This is a genomic window from Gilliamella sp. A7 (assembly GCF_002142015.1).
Lineage (GTDB): Bacteria > Pseudomonadota > Gammaproteobacteria > Enterobacterales > Orbaceae > Gilliamella > Gilliamella apis_A.
On record NZ_NASN01000024.1, the window covers coordinates 20,194 to 33,558 of the forward strand.

The 13,365-nt window shown below is 33.0% G+C and carries 13 protein-coding genes; 3 read left to right on the forward strand and 10 right to left on the reverse strand.

Annotated features, from left to right (window positions below):
* Window positions 1–5: 5 nt before the first annotated feature.
* From ftsI to B6D18_RS07520, 8 genes are all read right to left on the reverse strand, one after another.
* Window positions 6–1,784, reverse strand: a complete 1,779-nt coding sequence (gene ftsI / locus B6D18_RS07485) for a peptidoglycan glycosyltransferase FtsI (RefSeq protein ID WP_086363880.1) — start codon at window positions 1,782–1,784, stop codon at window positions 6–8.
* A complete protein-coding gene (ftsL, locus tag B6D18_RS07490; protein WP_086363881.1) occupies window positions 1,784–2,164 on the reverse strand; it encodes a cell division protein FtsL in 381 nt (126 codons plus the stop codon). Before ftsL ends, ftsI begins: the two co-directional genes overlap by 1 nt.
* Window positions 2,157–3,092 carry a 16S rRNA (cytosine(1402)-N(4))-methyltransferase RsmH gene (rsmH, locus tag B6D18_RS07495; RefSeq protein ID WP_086363882.1) on the reverse strand — a complete coding sequence of 312 codons (936 nt, stop codon included), beginning with the start codon at window positions 3,090–3,092 and terminating at the stop codon, window positions 2,157–2,159. Before rsmH ends, ftsL begins: the two co-directional genes overlap by 8 nt.
* 15 nt (window positions 3,093–3,107) lie before the next feature.
* Window positions 3,108–3,554, reverse strand: coding sequence for a division/cell wall cluster transcriptional repressor MraZ (gene mraZ / locus B6D18_RS07500; RefSeq protein ID WP_086363883.1), 447 nt, complete (start codon window positions 3,552–3,554; stop codon window positions 3,108–3,110).
* A 385-nt stretch (window positions 3,555–3,939) separates the two neighbouring features.
* Complete coding sequence (gene pgl, locus B6D18_RS07505; RefSeq protein ID WP_086363884.1) at window positions 3,940–4,638, reverse strand: 6-phosphogluconolactonase; 699 nt, start codon at window positions 4,636–4,638, stop codon at window positions 3,940–3,942.
* 13 nt (window positions 4,639–4,651) lie between these two features.
* Window positions 4,652–6,112 (reverse strand): glucose-6-phosphate dehydrogenase, encoded by a 1,461-nt coding sequence (gene zwf, locus B6D18_RS07510; protein ID WP_086363885.1) that lies wholly within the window; start codon window positions 6,110–6,112, stop codon window positions 4,652–4,654.
* Window positions 6,113–6,302: 190 nt separating this feature from the next.
* Window positions 6,303–6,587: a 50S ribosomal protein L25 gene (rplY, locus tag B6D18_RS07515; protein ID WP_086363886.1), complete on the reverse strand. Its 285-nt coding sequence runs from the start codon at window positions 6,585–6,587 to the stop codon at window positions 6,303–6,305.
* A 186-nt stretch (window positions 6,588–6,773) separates the two neighbouring features.
* Window positions 6,774–7,646, reverse strand: coding sequence for a D-hexose-6-phosphate mutarotase (locus B6D18_RS07520; RefSeq protein ID WP_158092540.1), 873 nt, complete (start codon window positions 7,644–7,646; stop codon window positions 6,774–6,776).
* Window positions 7,647–7,834: 188 nt separating this feature from the next.
* On the opposite strand from B6D18_RS07520, the gene hemW reads away from it, so the two are divergent.
* Window positions 7,835–8,968, forward strand: a complete 1,134-nt coding sequence (gene hemW / locus B6D18_RS07525; RefSeq protein WP_086363888.1) for a radical SAM family heme chaperone HemW — start codon at window positions 7,835–7,837, stop codon at window positions 8,966–8,968.
* A gap of 227 nt (window positions 8,969–9,195) precedes the next feature.
* Here the strand turns inward: hemW and B6D18_RS07530 are convergent, their stop codons facing one another.
* The gene (locus B6D18_RS07530) at window positions 9,196–10,164 is read right to left on the reverse strand and encodes a sugar kinase (protein WP_086363889.1); all 969 of its coding nucleotides are present in this window, start codon (window positions 10,162–10,164) and stop codon (window positions 9,196–9,198) included.
* A 5-nt stretch (window positions 10,165–10,169) separates the two neighbouring features.
* Window positions 10,170–10,988 carry a DeoR/GlpR family DNA-binding transcription regulator gene (locus B6D18_RS07535; RefSeq protein ID WP_086363890.1) on the reverse strand — a complete coding sequence of 273 codons (819 nt, stop codon included), beginning with the start codon at window positions 10,986–10,988 and terminating at the stop codon, window positions 10,170–10,172.
* 335 nt (window positions 10,989–11,323) lie between these two features.
* Between B6D18_RS07535 and B6D18_RS07540 the strand changes: the two genes are divergently transcribed.
* Both B6D18_RS07540 and B6D18_RS07545 read left to right on the forward strand, forming a co-directional pair.
* Complete coding sequence (locus B6D18_RS07540; RefSeq protein WP_086363891.1) at window positions 11,324–12,178, forward strand: tagatose bisphosphate family class II aldolase; 855 nt, start codon at window positions 11,324–11,326, stop codon at window positions 12,176–12,178.
* Window positions 12,179–12,186: 8 nt separating this feature from the next.
* Window positions 12,187–13,107 carry a 1-phosphofructokinase family hexose kinase gene (locus B6D18_RS07545; protein WP_086363892.1) on the forward strand — a complete coding sequence of 307 codons (921 nt, stop codon included), beginning with the start codon at window positions 12,187–12,189 and terminating at the stop codon, window positions 13,105–13,107.
* Window positions 13,108–13,365 lie beyond the last annotated feature (258 nt).

Sequence of the window (13,365 nt, forward strand, 5' to 3'; positions counted from 1 at the left end):
ACCTACTAATATACGATCATTTGGCCATTTACTTGGCGGTCTGGTTTTACATTCATTGTTCTAAGGACACCACCCATAATTCGACTGAAAACAGGTGCTGAAACGGAGCCTCCGTAATATTGTCCTGCTTTTGGATTATCAATTACCACAACTAGTGAATATTTTGGCCCTGTTGCCGGTGCAATACCTGCGGTATAAGCTAGATACTGATTAACATATCGACCACCAACTAATTTTTTAGCTGTACCTGTTTTAACACCGACGCTATACCCTGGTACTGAGGCTTTAGTACCGCCACCGGTTACTGCCACGGCTTCCATCAATTGCACTACCTTTTTGGCTATTTTTTCACTTACAACACGCTTACCTTCTACTGGCTCAGTCACTTTCAATATTGAAACAGGTCGATAAATACCATAACTGCCAATAGTTGCATAAGCTCTAGCCAACTGTAATGGAGTAACACTTAGGCCATAACCAAAAGAAAATGTTGCACGCTCTATATCCGCCCATTTTCTTGTTCTATCGGCAGCAATGGAACCACTAACTTCACCACCTAAACCAAGTTCTGTTGGTTGACCTAAGCCAAAACGACTATAAAACTCGACAAGATCATCTGATTGCATTTGTAGTGCTAATTTACTTACCCCTACGTTACTTGATTTTTCCAAAATACCAGCCAAATCTAATGCTTTTTGATAAGAGACATCTTTTATTTCATAACGGTTAACCAAAAAAGGTCTAGTATCTATAATAGTGTTCAAATCAGCTATTTTCTTTTCTAATGCAGCCATAACAACTAAAGGTTTAACCGTTGAACCTGGTTCGAATGCATCTGTTATGGCTCGATTTCGTAACAAATTATAATCAATTGAAGAACGATTATTTGGGTTATAAGATGGGCTGGTTGCCATCGCTAAAATCTCACCAGTATGGACATCGACCAAAACAGCTGTACCACTATCGGCTTTGTTAAATGCAACCGCTTGGCTAAGCTCGCTATAAACAAGCGACTGCAAACGTTCATCAATACTTAACGTCAAATCAGAAGCAATTTCACTTTCTGTCCTTTCTAGCTCCTCAATAACGCGACCAACTCTATCTCGCCTTACTATACGTTGCCCTGATTCACCAATAAGCCATTTATTAAAACTTTTTTCGATTCCTTCAGAACCCTTTTCGGTACCGTTCTCATCGATATCAGTTAAGCCAATTAATTGAGCAATATTTTCCGCTGCAGGATAATAACGTTTTGAAGTGTTAGCAAACGATATCCCTGGTAATTTTAATTTTTTTAAATAATCCGATATAGTTGGTGTAATTTGTTTGGATAAATAAACAAAACGCATCGATGGATTACTCAATTTTTGCTCTAATGTCGACATAGGAATATTTAACGTTTTTGCTAATCCTTGCCAACGAATATCATTGGCATCAACACCACCTTTTTGCATAACTATTTTCGGATCTGCCCAAACATCATACATTGGAACGCTAACGGCCAGAGCCCTTCCATTACGATCAGTAATCATCGCCCTAGGCGCACTCATTTCTTGATGGCGAATAGAACGTTTATTGGCTTCAGCAATAAGTTTATCGGGTTCTATTATTTGTAAAATAGCCAATCTTACAAACAAACCAATAATTGCCAAAATAATAAAGCTATATACAAGGTAGAATCGATTAATAGTAAAAACTTGTTTTTTACTATTTAATTTATTCCCTTTATTCAATTTCGTAGTAAGTTTTACGTTATCTTTTTTATTTTTATTGGTAAACTTCATTATTTACTCTTTATCACAATAACGGTTTCATTTTCTGGTGTCACATACGACATACCTAATTGATTTTTAGATTTTTCCTCAATTCGTTTTGGATCTGCAAGAACATTTTCTTCAATAACTAAATTACGCCATTCATTTTCTAATACATCTTGTTCAAGTAGTAGTTGTTCACGTTCAAATAATTGTTTACGTACTTGCTGTGTTGTTATTAATACAGCGCCAGCAGAAATAATAATAAGTAACAATAACAATAATGAAATTTTTTGATGGCCAAGTAAATCATTAAGGATTAATCCAAATAAACTTTTGCTTGGTCTTTTTTGATTGTGTATTCCTACACCAGTTCTGTTATAAATTTCATTTTTTTGGTTACTATTCATTTTTCCTTTCTGCTACCCTTAATATCGCGCTACGTGAACGCGGGTTACCGCATATTTCATCATTACTCGGCTTAATTTTGCCAAGCGATTTCAATTTAGCATTACCATATTGTTTAACTTGTTGTTCTGTTAATGGTAACCCTGCTGGTAAATCTGGGCCTTTACTCTGTTTATTAATAAATTGTTTTACAATTCTATCTTCTAAGGAATGAAAACTAATCACAGCCAGTCTTCCTTGATTAGCCAATATCGATAAACTGTTATTTAATGCTTGTTCAACTTCCTCTAATTCACTATTTATGTAAATCCTAATAGCTTGAAATGCGCGTGTTGCTGGATGTTTATTTTTATCTTTCTTCGGAGTCGCTTTTTCAATTAAACTTGCTAGCTCTAGAGTTCGAGTAATTGGTGCAATATGATTTTGCTCGACAATTGCCCGCGCGATACGTTTAGCAAATTTTTCCTCACCAAAAGTTTTTAATACCCATGCGATATCATTTTCATCGCTATTTAGTAACCACTCACTTGCAGTTATACCTTTATGATTATTCATTCGCATATCAAGTGGCCCATCTCTCATAAACGAAAATCCTCTTTCTGGATCATCTAATTGAGGTGAAGACACACCTAAATCTAACAAAAATCCATCAACGCAGCCTAATAATCCTAATTCATTAATATATTGATATACGTTAGAAAATTCACCACGAATAAAAGTAAATCTAGGATCATTTATCTGAGCTGCTGCTTGTTCAGCTCTCTCATCACGGTCAATTGCAATTAGTTTCCCTTTATCCCCTAATTTTTCAAGGATCAAACGAGAATGACCTCCACGACCAAAAGTCCCATCAACATAAATACCGTTTTTTTTTAAATTCAATGCCGTTACAGCTTCATTTAACAAAACTGTTTTATGTTGATAATCCATTGTTATTTACTCTTATTAAATTGTTAGATTTTTTAAATTATCTGATAAGTTTTCAATATCTGTTGGTAACGCAGCAATATCATCACTAATTTGTTGATACCATATTCCTTCATCCCAAATCTCAAATTTATTGGATTGGCCGACAAACATAGTATGTTTTTCTAGTTTTGCATAAGTACGTAAAGTTGGTGGTAGTAAAATACGTCCAGCATTATCTAAATTACATTCCGTTGCATAACCTAATAGTAGCCTTTTAATTCTTCTTTCTACTTCAACAATAGTCGACAATGTTGATAGTTGTAATTCAATTTTTTGCCATTCAAACATTGAATAAAGTGTTAAACAAGGATGATATAAACCAATGGTACAAACTAAACCGTCAGATAAGAAATCACGATAACGAGTAGGAATTGCTATTCGCCCTTTACTATCCAAACTGACTGAAATTGCACCACTAAACATGAAAGCACCATAATTAACAATTTTTATTGTTTTTAAATTATAAAAAAATCAATATGTTAATTGGAATCCTATTTTTTACCACTTTACCCCACTTTTTACCACAAAAGTTAATAAAATAATAGATATTTAATTAATTTATTTCTGCCAATGTAGAAAACGTATATAACTGCTAGTAAATACTAACAACTGAAATAAAGTACTAAAAAACATTAAAAGGAATTATAGATATAGTTATAAAATACTAAACAGATGTTTTATAATAGAAAATTATATTTATCAAAACATTATAAACATAAAGGGACAATGACTTTTGGTAACAATGGTTTTTTTAGCATTAGACTGTAAATTAGAACCTTGCCAGTCAAAACTAGCAAGGTTGATTTAGTTAAGCTGCAGTCCAAAAGCCAATAACATTGACTCTATTTTGCTGCAAGACGGCACGAATAGGCATTTGATTAATATCATTACCTTGTTCTGCTTGCTCAAGTACTTGCATCTTACTTTCACCTACTAAATGTAAATAGATATTTTCACTATCTAAAATAGTAGGTAAAGTTAAGGTAATACGATCAAGTGGAGCAGTTAATGGGGTCATACCGACAACTTTGCGACCGGATTTCATATCTAAACCCGCCATTAAATTAGCTGCACCGGGAAAAAGGGAAGCGGTATGTCCATCTTCACCCATTCCTAAAATTAACACATCAAACGGCATCGGAATTTTATTTAATATTTTATCGGTAATTTCTGCACCATCGAATGGATTATCACAACTATTTTTCAAGCCGACAAAATTAGCTAATTTAGCCTTATTTTGTAGTAAATAAGTTAATACTAGCTTCTCATTACTTGCATCATCAGTATCATCTACCCACCGATCATCAACTAATGTAATAAAAATCTTATGCCAATCTAAATCTTGTTGGCTAAGTAATTTAAATAATGGTATAGGCGTTTTTCCACCGGATACGGCGATAGATGCATGTCCTTTTTTTTCAATAGCCTTTTTTAGTTCTTTGACAATATGGTTAGCTAAATCTTCAATCAATAATTGACTGTTTGAGTATTTATTTAATGTAAACATTTTCGCTATTCCTCTATTCAAACTCATGCCATGAATGACCATCTTTGGTGATCAAAGCCACTGAAGCGACAGGCCCCCAAGTACCCGCAGGGTAGGTTTTTGGTAATTCATTATCGAAATTCCAAGCACTAATAATTGAATCAACCCATTTCCAAGCTGCTTCAACTTCATCACGGTGAACAAATAATGCTTGTCTGCCACGCATCACTTCTAATAGTAAACGCTCATAAGCGTCAGCACTATGTTGATGAAATGTTTCTCTAAAACTTAAGTCCAGCTTAGTGGTTTGTAAATTATGAGTACTATCTAATCCAGGTACTTTATTTAAAATTTCAATGTCCATACCTTCATCTGGCTGTAAACGAATTGTTAATTTATTTTGAGGCAATTCTGAATAAGATTCACTAAACAAATTAAGAGGTAAAGATTTAAAATAAACCACAACTTCAGAACATTTGCTTGGTAAGCGTTTACCCGTCCTTAAATAGAAAGGAACTCCTGCCCAACGCCAATTATCTATATCCACACGAATAGCAACAAATGTTTCAGTATTACTTTGTTTATTTGCACCATCTTCTTCTAAATAACCAGGGACATTGATACCATTAACAAATCCGGCAGTATATTGTCCTCTAACTACTTTTTCACGAATATTAGCTTTATTAATTGGACGTAATGCATTAAGTACAGCAATCTTTTCTCTACGCAAACTATTATCGTCAAGATTTGCTGGAGGAGACATGGCAATCATAGTAAGAATTTGCAATAAATGATTCTGCACCATATCGCGCATTTGTCCAGCTTTATCAAAGTACCCCCAGCGGCCCTCAATTCCAACTTGTTCGGCAACAGTTATTTCAACATGATCGATTGAATTTCTATCCCAAAATGCAGCAAACACAGGGTTAGCAAAGCGTAATGCAAGTAAATTTAAAACTGACTCTTTACCTAAATAGTGGTCAATACGATAAACTTGTGACTCACTAAAAAATTTTGCAACTGAATCATTAATCTCTTTCGATGATTGTAGATCAAAACCTAATGGCTTTTCCATGACAATTCGATTTTGAGATTGGTTCATACCTGCAGCTGCTAAGCCTTGGCAGATAGTCCCAAATGCATTCGGATGCATCGCAAAATAAAAAATAGCAGGATGCGATTTTTCAAGTTTATTTTTTAAAGAATCAAAGCCTGATATATCATTAACATCTAATTTATGAAAGTTTAGACGCTGACTAAGTCGTTGCCAAACAGTTTCATCTAAAGGCTCGGACATAAATGAGGTCAACGCATCTTTAGCTACTTCAGCATAAGCCTTTTGATCCCAATCAGCACGGCCTACACCTAGAATTTTTGTCTGTTTTGGTAACTTGCCATATTTTTCTAATTGATATAGAGACGGTAAAAGTTTACGCCTCGTTAAATCCCCTTTAGCGCCAAAAATAACTAAATCGCAAGCTGGGATATCAGACATGAAGTTCTCCTAAAATGGTGTCATCTACAATTTATTTTATTATGATTGATTAACAGTATACATCAAATTCATAGAATAAATCATAATAATAGGTGTTTGTCTTTTTAGACTCAAGTAAAAAAATAAAAGGCCACCATATTGGTGACCTTTTACCTAAAGATAAGTTGAATAGTACTTCAGCAATAAGTAATTATGCGCGTACAAAATCCATATGAACTAATTTTGGCTTAAATGGATGACGTTGTACTGCTTGTACTTTAACTTTAACTGCTTTACCATCAATTTCAATAGTTAATACTTCAGAATAAAATTCTGGTTTTTCTTGCATATTGAATACTTGATTGTGATCTAACACAATAGAAACTGCAGGTTCTGTTCCACCATAAACAATAGCTGGGAACTGACCAGCGTGACGCAGGCGGCGGCTCGCACCCTTACCATGCTCTTTTCTTACTTCAGCTTTTAATGTAAACATATTGATTTCTCTTATTTATTCAAAATAAAAACCAATTACAGGCGACCCAGTAGTTGGTTATAAAATTAGTGCTCTAAAAAGCGCTAGGGATTATAATGTGTTATGTGAGTAAACGCAATCAAATAATCAGCTCAATAAAGACAAAGTCACATATTGATTGCATTTATAATAAACAAAAGATAATGATTAAATCACTTCAATCTTAAATCCATATACTGATTTTTGTGTTGCCTCTAATTTTAATGGTTTATTAATACGACAAGTCTCAACACATACCATAGATTGGTATTCTTGATCAGCAAAATCAGCCATTGCTTTAGCTTTATCTATCCATGGATTCCAAGTAACGACATCACTTGCATTAACATTAGTTAATTTAATGGTTCGCTTACCATCAAAGATGGTGATTGCTTCATCAGCATCAGTATAAACACGATCGACTTCTTGATTAAAGGTTAGTTGTCCTAGAATAGTCGGTTTATTTTCAACTGGTAATCGATCTTGATAAGAATCCCCTAAACCTTTAACTGTAACATTATCAATATTATTAATACCAAAATAAGTATGTAATGCACTTGTTGCTTCAAAATCTCCTTGACAAGATAATGTCACTTCACAAATTTGTCCCACATGGATGGTTAACCATGCCTGAAAAGGTTTTGTGAAAAAACGTTCTGTCTGTTGGTTATTGGTTAATGATAAAGTTAAATCCACACCATTATTGTCTTCTTTACAAGAATCTAATTGCCATTCAACTAAACGAGCAAAACCATGCATTGGATCACCCAATTTACCAAACCATGGCCAACAAATTGGCACTCCACCCCTAATTGCCATTTCTTTTTTAAAATTCGCTTTTTGACTCAACCAAATAACAGGTGTAGTTTCTGTTGAAGGTTGCCAAAATAGTAAATGAGCACCTTGTAACGATACTGCTGCTGAACATGTTGGATGTTTAATCACTAAGACAGGTAATTCACCAAATATATTTTGATGGACTGATAAACTCAATGATGAACCGGTAGCATAACTATCTAAAATCTGCTTAATAATACTCATATTTACTCCTGACTTTTTAATTTTTTTGGCGAATACTGCCTTTAATCTAGATCCAATTGTACGCATATTATTCGAATTATAAAAACGGAATACAGACAATAAAAGCTTTTTTTACTAAATTGGAGTAATATAGCCGGCTATTTCTTATCAGTTACTCACACTTTGTAAAAAAATTTGAGGAAAGGCATATGTTTCAGTATAAAATCCCAATGAGCTTATATATACATATGCCATGGTGCGTGCAAAAATGTCCATATTGTGATTTTAATTCACATAAAATGAAGAGTACACCAGATTATCCTTCATATATTGATCATTTAATCAATGATTTAAAACAAGATGTATTGCTTACTCGCGACCGTTCCATCCATTCAATTTTCATCGGCGGAGGAACCCCAAGCCTTTTTTCTGCTGAATTAATTAATAACTTATTGATAAGAATAAATAAAATTGTACCAATTAATCATGATGCAGAAATTACTATTGAAGCAAATCCTAATTCCGTTGATGTAGAGAGGTTTAAAGGATATCAGCAAGCAGGTATTAACCGTATATCGATTGGAGTACAAAGCTTTCAATCTGATAAACTTTTAAAGTTAGGGCGAATTCATAATCCACAAGAAGCAATAGATGCAGGAAAGTTAGCCCATGATTTAAATTTAAAAAGCTTTAATTTAGACTTAATGCATGGCTTGCCCAATCAAACAATTCAGGATGCATTACATGATCTTAAACAGGCAATTGTAATCGCTCCACCACATCTATCTTGGTATCAACTAACAATTGAGCCGAATACCTTGTTTGGTTCTAAACCTCCGGTTTTACCTGATGATGATATGCTCTGGGATATTTATCAACAAGGCCACCAATTGCTAACTAAACATGGATATCAGCAATATGAAACATCGGCTTATGCAAAACCAAATTATCAATGTAAACATAATTTAAATTATTGGCGATTCGGCGATTATATCGGTATTGGTTGTGGTGCTCATGGTAAACTAACACAAAATGACGGTACCGTTATTCGTACGGTAAAAACAAAACACCCACAAGGATATATGCAAGGACGTTATTTAGAACGATCTTATACTGTAGCTAAAGATGAGTTAGCCTTTGAATTTTTTATGAATAGATTCAGACTATTTGAACCCACACCTAAAATTGAATTTGAACAAAGAACATTTTTACCTATGCAATCTATTGCTCAATCGATTTCACTTGCTATCGAAAAAAATTATTTAGTGGAAGATGAAAAAAATTGGCAAATAACAGATCATGGCAAGTTATTCTTAAATTCATTGCTAGAAATTTTCTTATAACAAATTTAATTAAAATAGGACAACAGTTTTATTTACTATATATTAACAAAAAAAATACTAAATATTTAAACAACATATAGATACCTTTACTTACTTTTATTAAAAAAAAGAGCATACTATTTTTGACAATGCATTTATTTCATTGTTTTCCTATTCCTTATGTTTTCCCAATAACAATGTTATTGGGATTTTTTTGTAATAAGGAAAATTGAGTTTTCGTTACCACATTAAACTGATGTATGTTGTGATAAAAACTGTTGGATTTCGATAAGTGAAGATGTTCCTTCCATCGGACCTTGTTTTGATACTGCTAATGCACCACTCACATTAGCAAATTGCAGTGCAGTTTCAACAGAATACCCAGCTAATAATAAACTAACAAATGTCGCACCAAAACAATCCCCAGCCCCTGTTGGATCGACTGAATCGACATTAAAGCCGTCGACATGAATCATTTTAAGACAATTTTGTTCATCTAAACCATAATAATTGGCACCTTTGGCGCCACCTTTTACAACGATATGCTTGATACCATTGTTTAGCAAATTTGACATAGTTTGTTGTTCACTCTCATCATTATTTTGAGCAAAATAACAAACCTCATTTTCGCTAGGTAAGAAAATATCGGTATACTCCATAATATAACCAAAGGATTGTTCCATTTCTTGAATGTTAAACATCTCTTTGCGTAAATTAGGATCAAACGAAATTGTTCCACCTTTATTTTTAATGAGATCCAAGGCTTTTCTCATGGCATCAATGGCTCGAAAAGAGTACAACGAAGACCCCATAACATGCAGATGGGTACAATCTTTTAACAATTTTTCATCAATATGATTAAACGATAATAAACCACATGCACTATTGGGAATATTAAAAATAAAATCTCTGTCACTATGGTCTTGATAACTAACAAATGCACTACCAGTATTAGCCATACTATGTGATGTAATACCGTCAATAATCACCCCATCTTTTTTAAGCCGATTAATACACATTTTTCCAAAGCTGTCTTTTCCCACACAGCTAAAAAAAATGACAGGGAAACCTAATTTAGCGACTTGATCAGCAAATATTGCTGGAGCACCACTTGGATAAGGACCAATAAATTCACCTGTCTTATCAAAGCGTTGATTACTTTCCTTTGCCAAAAATTCAACCAGCAATTCACCTATAGTACAAATTTTAAATTCCATCTTAGTTATGTCCCCAATAGATTATGATAAGTCATACAATATTTATTAATCGCAATTTGTTTAAAATTAGAATTTAACAATTGATGATGATATTCAGTCACCGCTGCTTTAGATAAAATTGTGACATCTATATGTTTTAATTTACCAATACTATGATTATCAGCAAGTAAAGATCTTTCTAATAAAAGACCAATAGTATGTTCAGAGTTTTTTAAGATTTGTTGATATATTTCTTTTTGTTCGCTATTTTCAATAATTAGATCATTATTTTCATCAATTGCTGCTAATTCGAAAATGAAATGGGAAATGGTGTACTTATTGCGAATACTTATTAGGTCATTACAGCTTTTAATAATATTTCCTTCACATAAAACGCCACCAATTAAAATAACTTCTGCATCGGAAAATTCACGTACTAATTGGGCATTTTTTATATCATTCATAATAATACGTAATGATTTTTTTTTATGCAAAAAAGGGATTAGTTTCCGTATTAAAAAACCATGGCCTAAAAAAATAGTATCACCGTCGTTAATATAGCTTAAGCAAGCTTTTGCTAAATCAATATTAGAATTGCCTTTAGCTTGACTTGAATTTATTGCAACAGAATTATGCACTTGCCCTTCTGGAGAAATATAAATAGCGCCACCAAATGAACGTTTTAAATATCCTTGTTGTTCTAAGTAAGTTAAATCTTGTCGGATAGTAACATGAGAAACCTTTAACTGGCCAGACAACTCATCAACTTTAACTTCGCCATTTTGGCGTACAATTTTTGCGATATCCAATCGACGTTTCAATAGAGCTGAAGATGCTTTAGCCAATTTTCACTTCCTATGTTAATGGTAAATACTTCGTACAAGACTCATAAAACTCATCATATAAATGGTCAACAGTAAACCATAACAGTTTTAAACTGTAACTATATAATTTTCATATATATGAAGTGTCATTTTATATTCTAGGTTAATCAAAAATATTTGACAAAAAAAATACTCAATTACATTTCTTATTCAGCGATAAAAGTTAGTATTTGTGATCCATCTCACAAAATTTACACTAGTATAACTTTCATTTTGCAATCATAATTGAAAAAAAGTAATTCCAATTTGAAAGAAACTTAAGGTTATGAGGTTCACTACAGTTAAGGAGCAGTAAAATGAGTATTATCTCAAGTCATAATATGTTAAAAAAAGCCCAAAAAGAGCAGTATGCTATTCCCGCCTTCAATATTCATAATTTAGAGACAATGCAAGTAATTGTTGAAACCGTGGCAGAATGTCAATCTCCGGTCATTTTGGCAGGTACACCAGGAACATATAGCTATGCAGGAACTGAAAATATCATTGCAATTGCCAATGAACTATCAAGAAAACATAATGTTCCATTAGCAGTACACTTAGATCATCATGAAGAATTCAATGATATAACTAACAAAATTAATGCCGGTGTTAGATCAGTAATGATTGACGGTTCACACTTTCCTTTTGAGGAAAATATTGCCCTCGTAAAACGTGTTGTTGATTATGCTCACCGCTATGATGTAAGTGTTGAAGCAGAACTTGGCCGCCTTGGTGGTGTTGAAGATGATCTGGTTGTCGATGCTAAAGATGCATTATATACAAATCCACAACAAGCTATAGAATTTGTTAAGAAAACAAATATAGACTCTCTGGCTATTGCGATAGGTACAGCACATGGAATGTATAAATCAGAACCAAAACTTGATTTTGACCGCTTATCCGAAATTCGTTCAGTAGTAGATATACCATTAGTTTTACATGGAGCTTCAGGCGTTCCAGATAAAGATGTTCGTGAATGTATAAAACGTGGTATTTGTAAAGTAAATGTTGCAACTGAATTAAAAATTGCTTTTTCTGATGCCCTAAAACAATACTTTATTGAAAATCCAGATGCTAATGATCCACGGCATTATATGAAACCAGCTAAAGCGGCAATGAAAGAAATTGTCAAAAAGATCATTACAACTTGTGGATGTGCAGGTAAATTATAGAGCGTAAAATGATATATACTCTAACGCTAAATACTGCAATTGATATGAATATTTATTGCCACGACCTAAAACCTAATTCAGTAAACAGAACATTATATACTGAATATAGTCCTAACGGTAAAGCAATCAATGTTGCAATTGTATTGCATAAATTAAATAAAGCTACTTGTGCATTAGGTTTTTTTGGCGGATTTTCGGGAAAATATATTCTCGATGAATTAGCCAAGATGCAAATAGAAACTATCCCTTGTTTAATTGATGACATTACTCGAATTAATGTTTTCATTAGCAATGGGAAAGATGAATATAAATTGGTAGGAAAAGGACCTTTCGTTCCCGACCACAAAAAAACCGAAATGCTAACTATAATTGAGTCTCTCAATAATGATAGTTATTTAGTTATTAGTGGAAGTTTACCGCAAAATATCGAACCAAAATATTTTCAATCCATTTTAAAAATTTGCCAAAGTAAAAATATCAAAATAATTCTAGATATTAGTCATCCTATATTACAAGATTTATTAACATATAAACCTCTACTTATCAAACCTAATAATGATGAATTGACAGAGATTTTTGGTTTAACCACCGAAACAACTGAACAAATTATTACAGCGTTAGAGTACGTACATTCGAAAGGTGCACAAAATATATTATTAACTATGGGTTCAAAAGGACTTTATTTTTCTAATAACAAAAATATTTGGTTCTGTAATTCAGTATCCATAAAACAATTGAGTTCTGCTTGTGCAGGAGATGCATCGCTAGCCGCATTTCTTAGCGAATGGCTTCCAGCTCAAAGCAACTATAAACTAGCCATGAAAAAAGCGTCAGCAACTGGTGCCAATGTTGCCGAATCAGATGGTTTAGGACTACTAGATAAAATTAGTCTCTATATCAATCAACTTGAAGTAATGCAGATAAAATAATAGGTTGCAAAATTAAAACCATGGTAATTAGTTAATCCATTTTTATGGTTCGGTAATTAGTACTATGTTTTTATTAGATAATTTAATCAATATAGCAATATACAAAAGAAGGTAAATAATATTAGAAGAAAATTAATTATTAATAAAAAGAATATGTAAATTTTTTTTCCACATACTAATAAACTCGATACTAATAATACCTGTTAAAAGAATGGTGCTTAAATTTAAAAAAATTAAAATCGTTTTAAGTAGAAAAAA

Excerpts from the sequence above, each read along its gene's own strand:
- B6D18_RS07520 (WP_158092540.1), bottom strand. The coding sequence starts at position 7,646 with ATGAGTATTATTAAGCAGATTTTAGATAGTTATGCTACCGGTTCATCA.
- ftsL (WP_086363881.1), bottom strand. The coding sequence starts at position 2,164 with ATGAATAGTAACCAAAAAAATGAAATTTATAACAGAACTGGTGTAGGA.
- B6D18_RS07530 (WP_086363889.1), bottom strand. The coding sequence starts at position 10,164 with ATGGAATTTAAAATTTGTACTATAGGTGAATTGCTGGTTGAATTTTTG.
- hemW (WP_086363888.1), top strand. The coding sequence starts at position 7,835 with ATGTTTCAGTATAAAATCCCAATGAGCTTATATATACATATGCCATGG.
- mraZ (WP_086363883.1), bottom strand. The coding sequence starts at position 3,554 with ATGTTTAGTGGTGCAATTTCAGTCAGTTTGGATAGTAAAGGGCGAATA.
- zwf (WP_086363885.1), bottom strand. The coding sequence starts at position 6,112 with ATGTCTGATATCCCAGCTTGCGATTTAGTTATTTTTGGCGCTAAAGGG.
- B6D18_RS07545 (WP_086363892.1), top strand. The coding sequence starts at position 12,187 with ATGATATATACTCTAACGCTAAATACTGCAATTGATATGAATATTTAT.
- B6D18_RS07540 (WP_086363891.1), top strand. The coding sequence starts at position 11,324 with ATGAGTATTATCTCAAGTCATAATATGTTAAAAAAAGCCCAAAAAGAG.
- rsmH (WP_086363882.1), bottom strand. The coding sequence starts at position 3,092 with ATGGATTATCAACATAAAACAGTTTTGTTAAATGAAGCTGTAACGGCA.
- ftsI (WP_086363880.1), bottom strand. The coding sequence starts at position 1,784 with ATGAAGTTTACCAATAAAAATAAAAAAGATAACGTAAAACTTACTACG.
- rplY (WP_086363886.1), bottom strand. The coding sequence starts at position 6,587 with ATGTTTACATTAAAAGCTGAAGTAAGAAAAGAGCATGGTAAGGGTGCG.
- pgl (WP_086363884.1), bottom strand. The coding sequence starts at position 4,638 with ATGTTTACATTAAATAAATACTCAAACAGTCAATTATTGATTGAAGAT.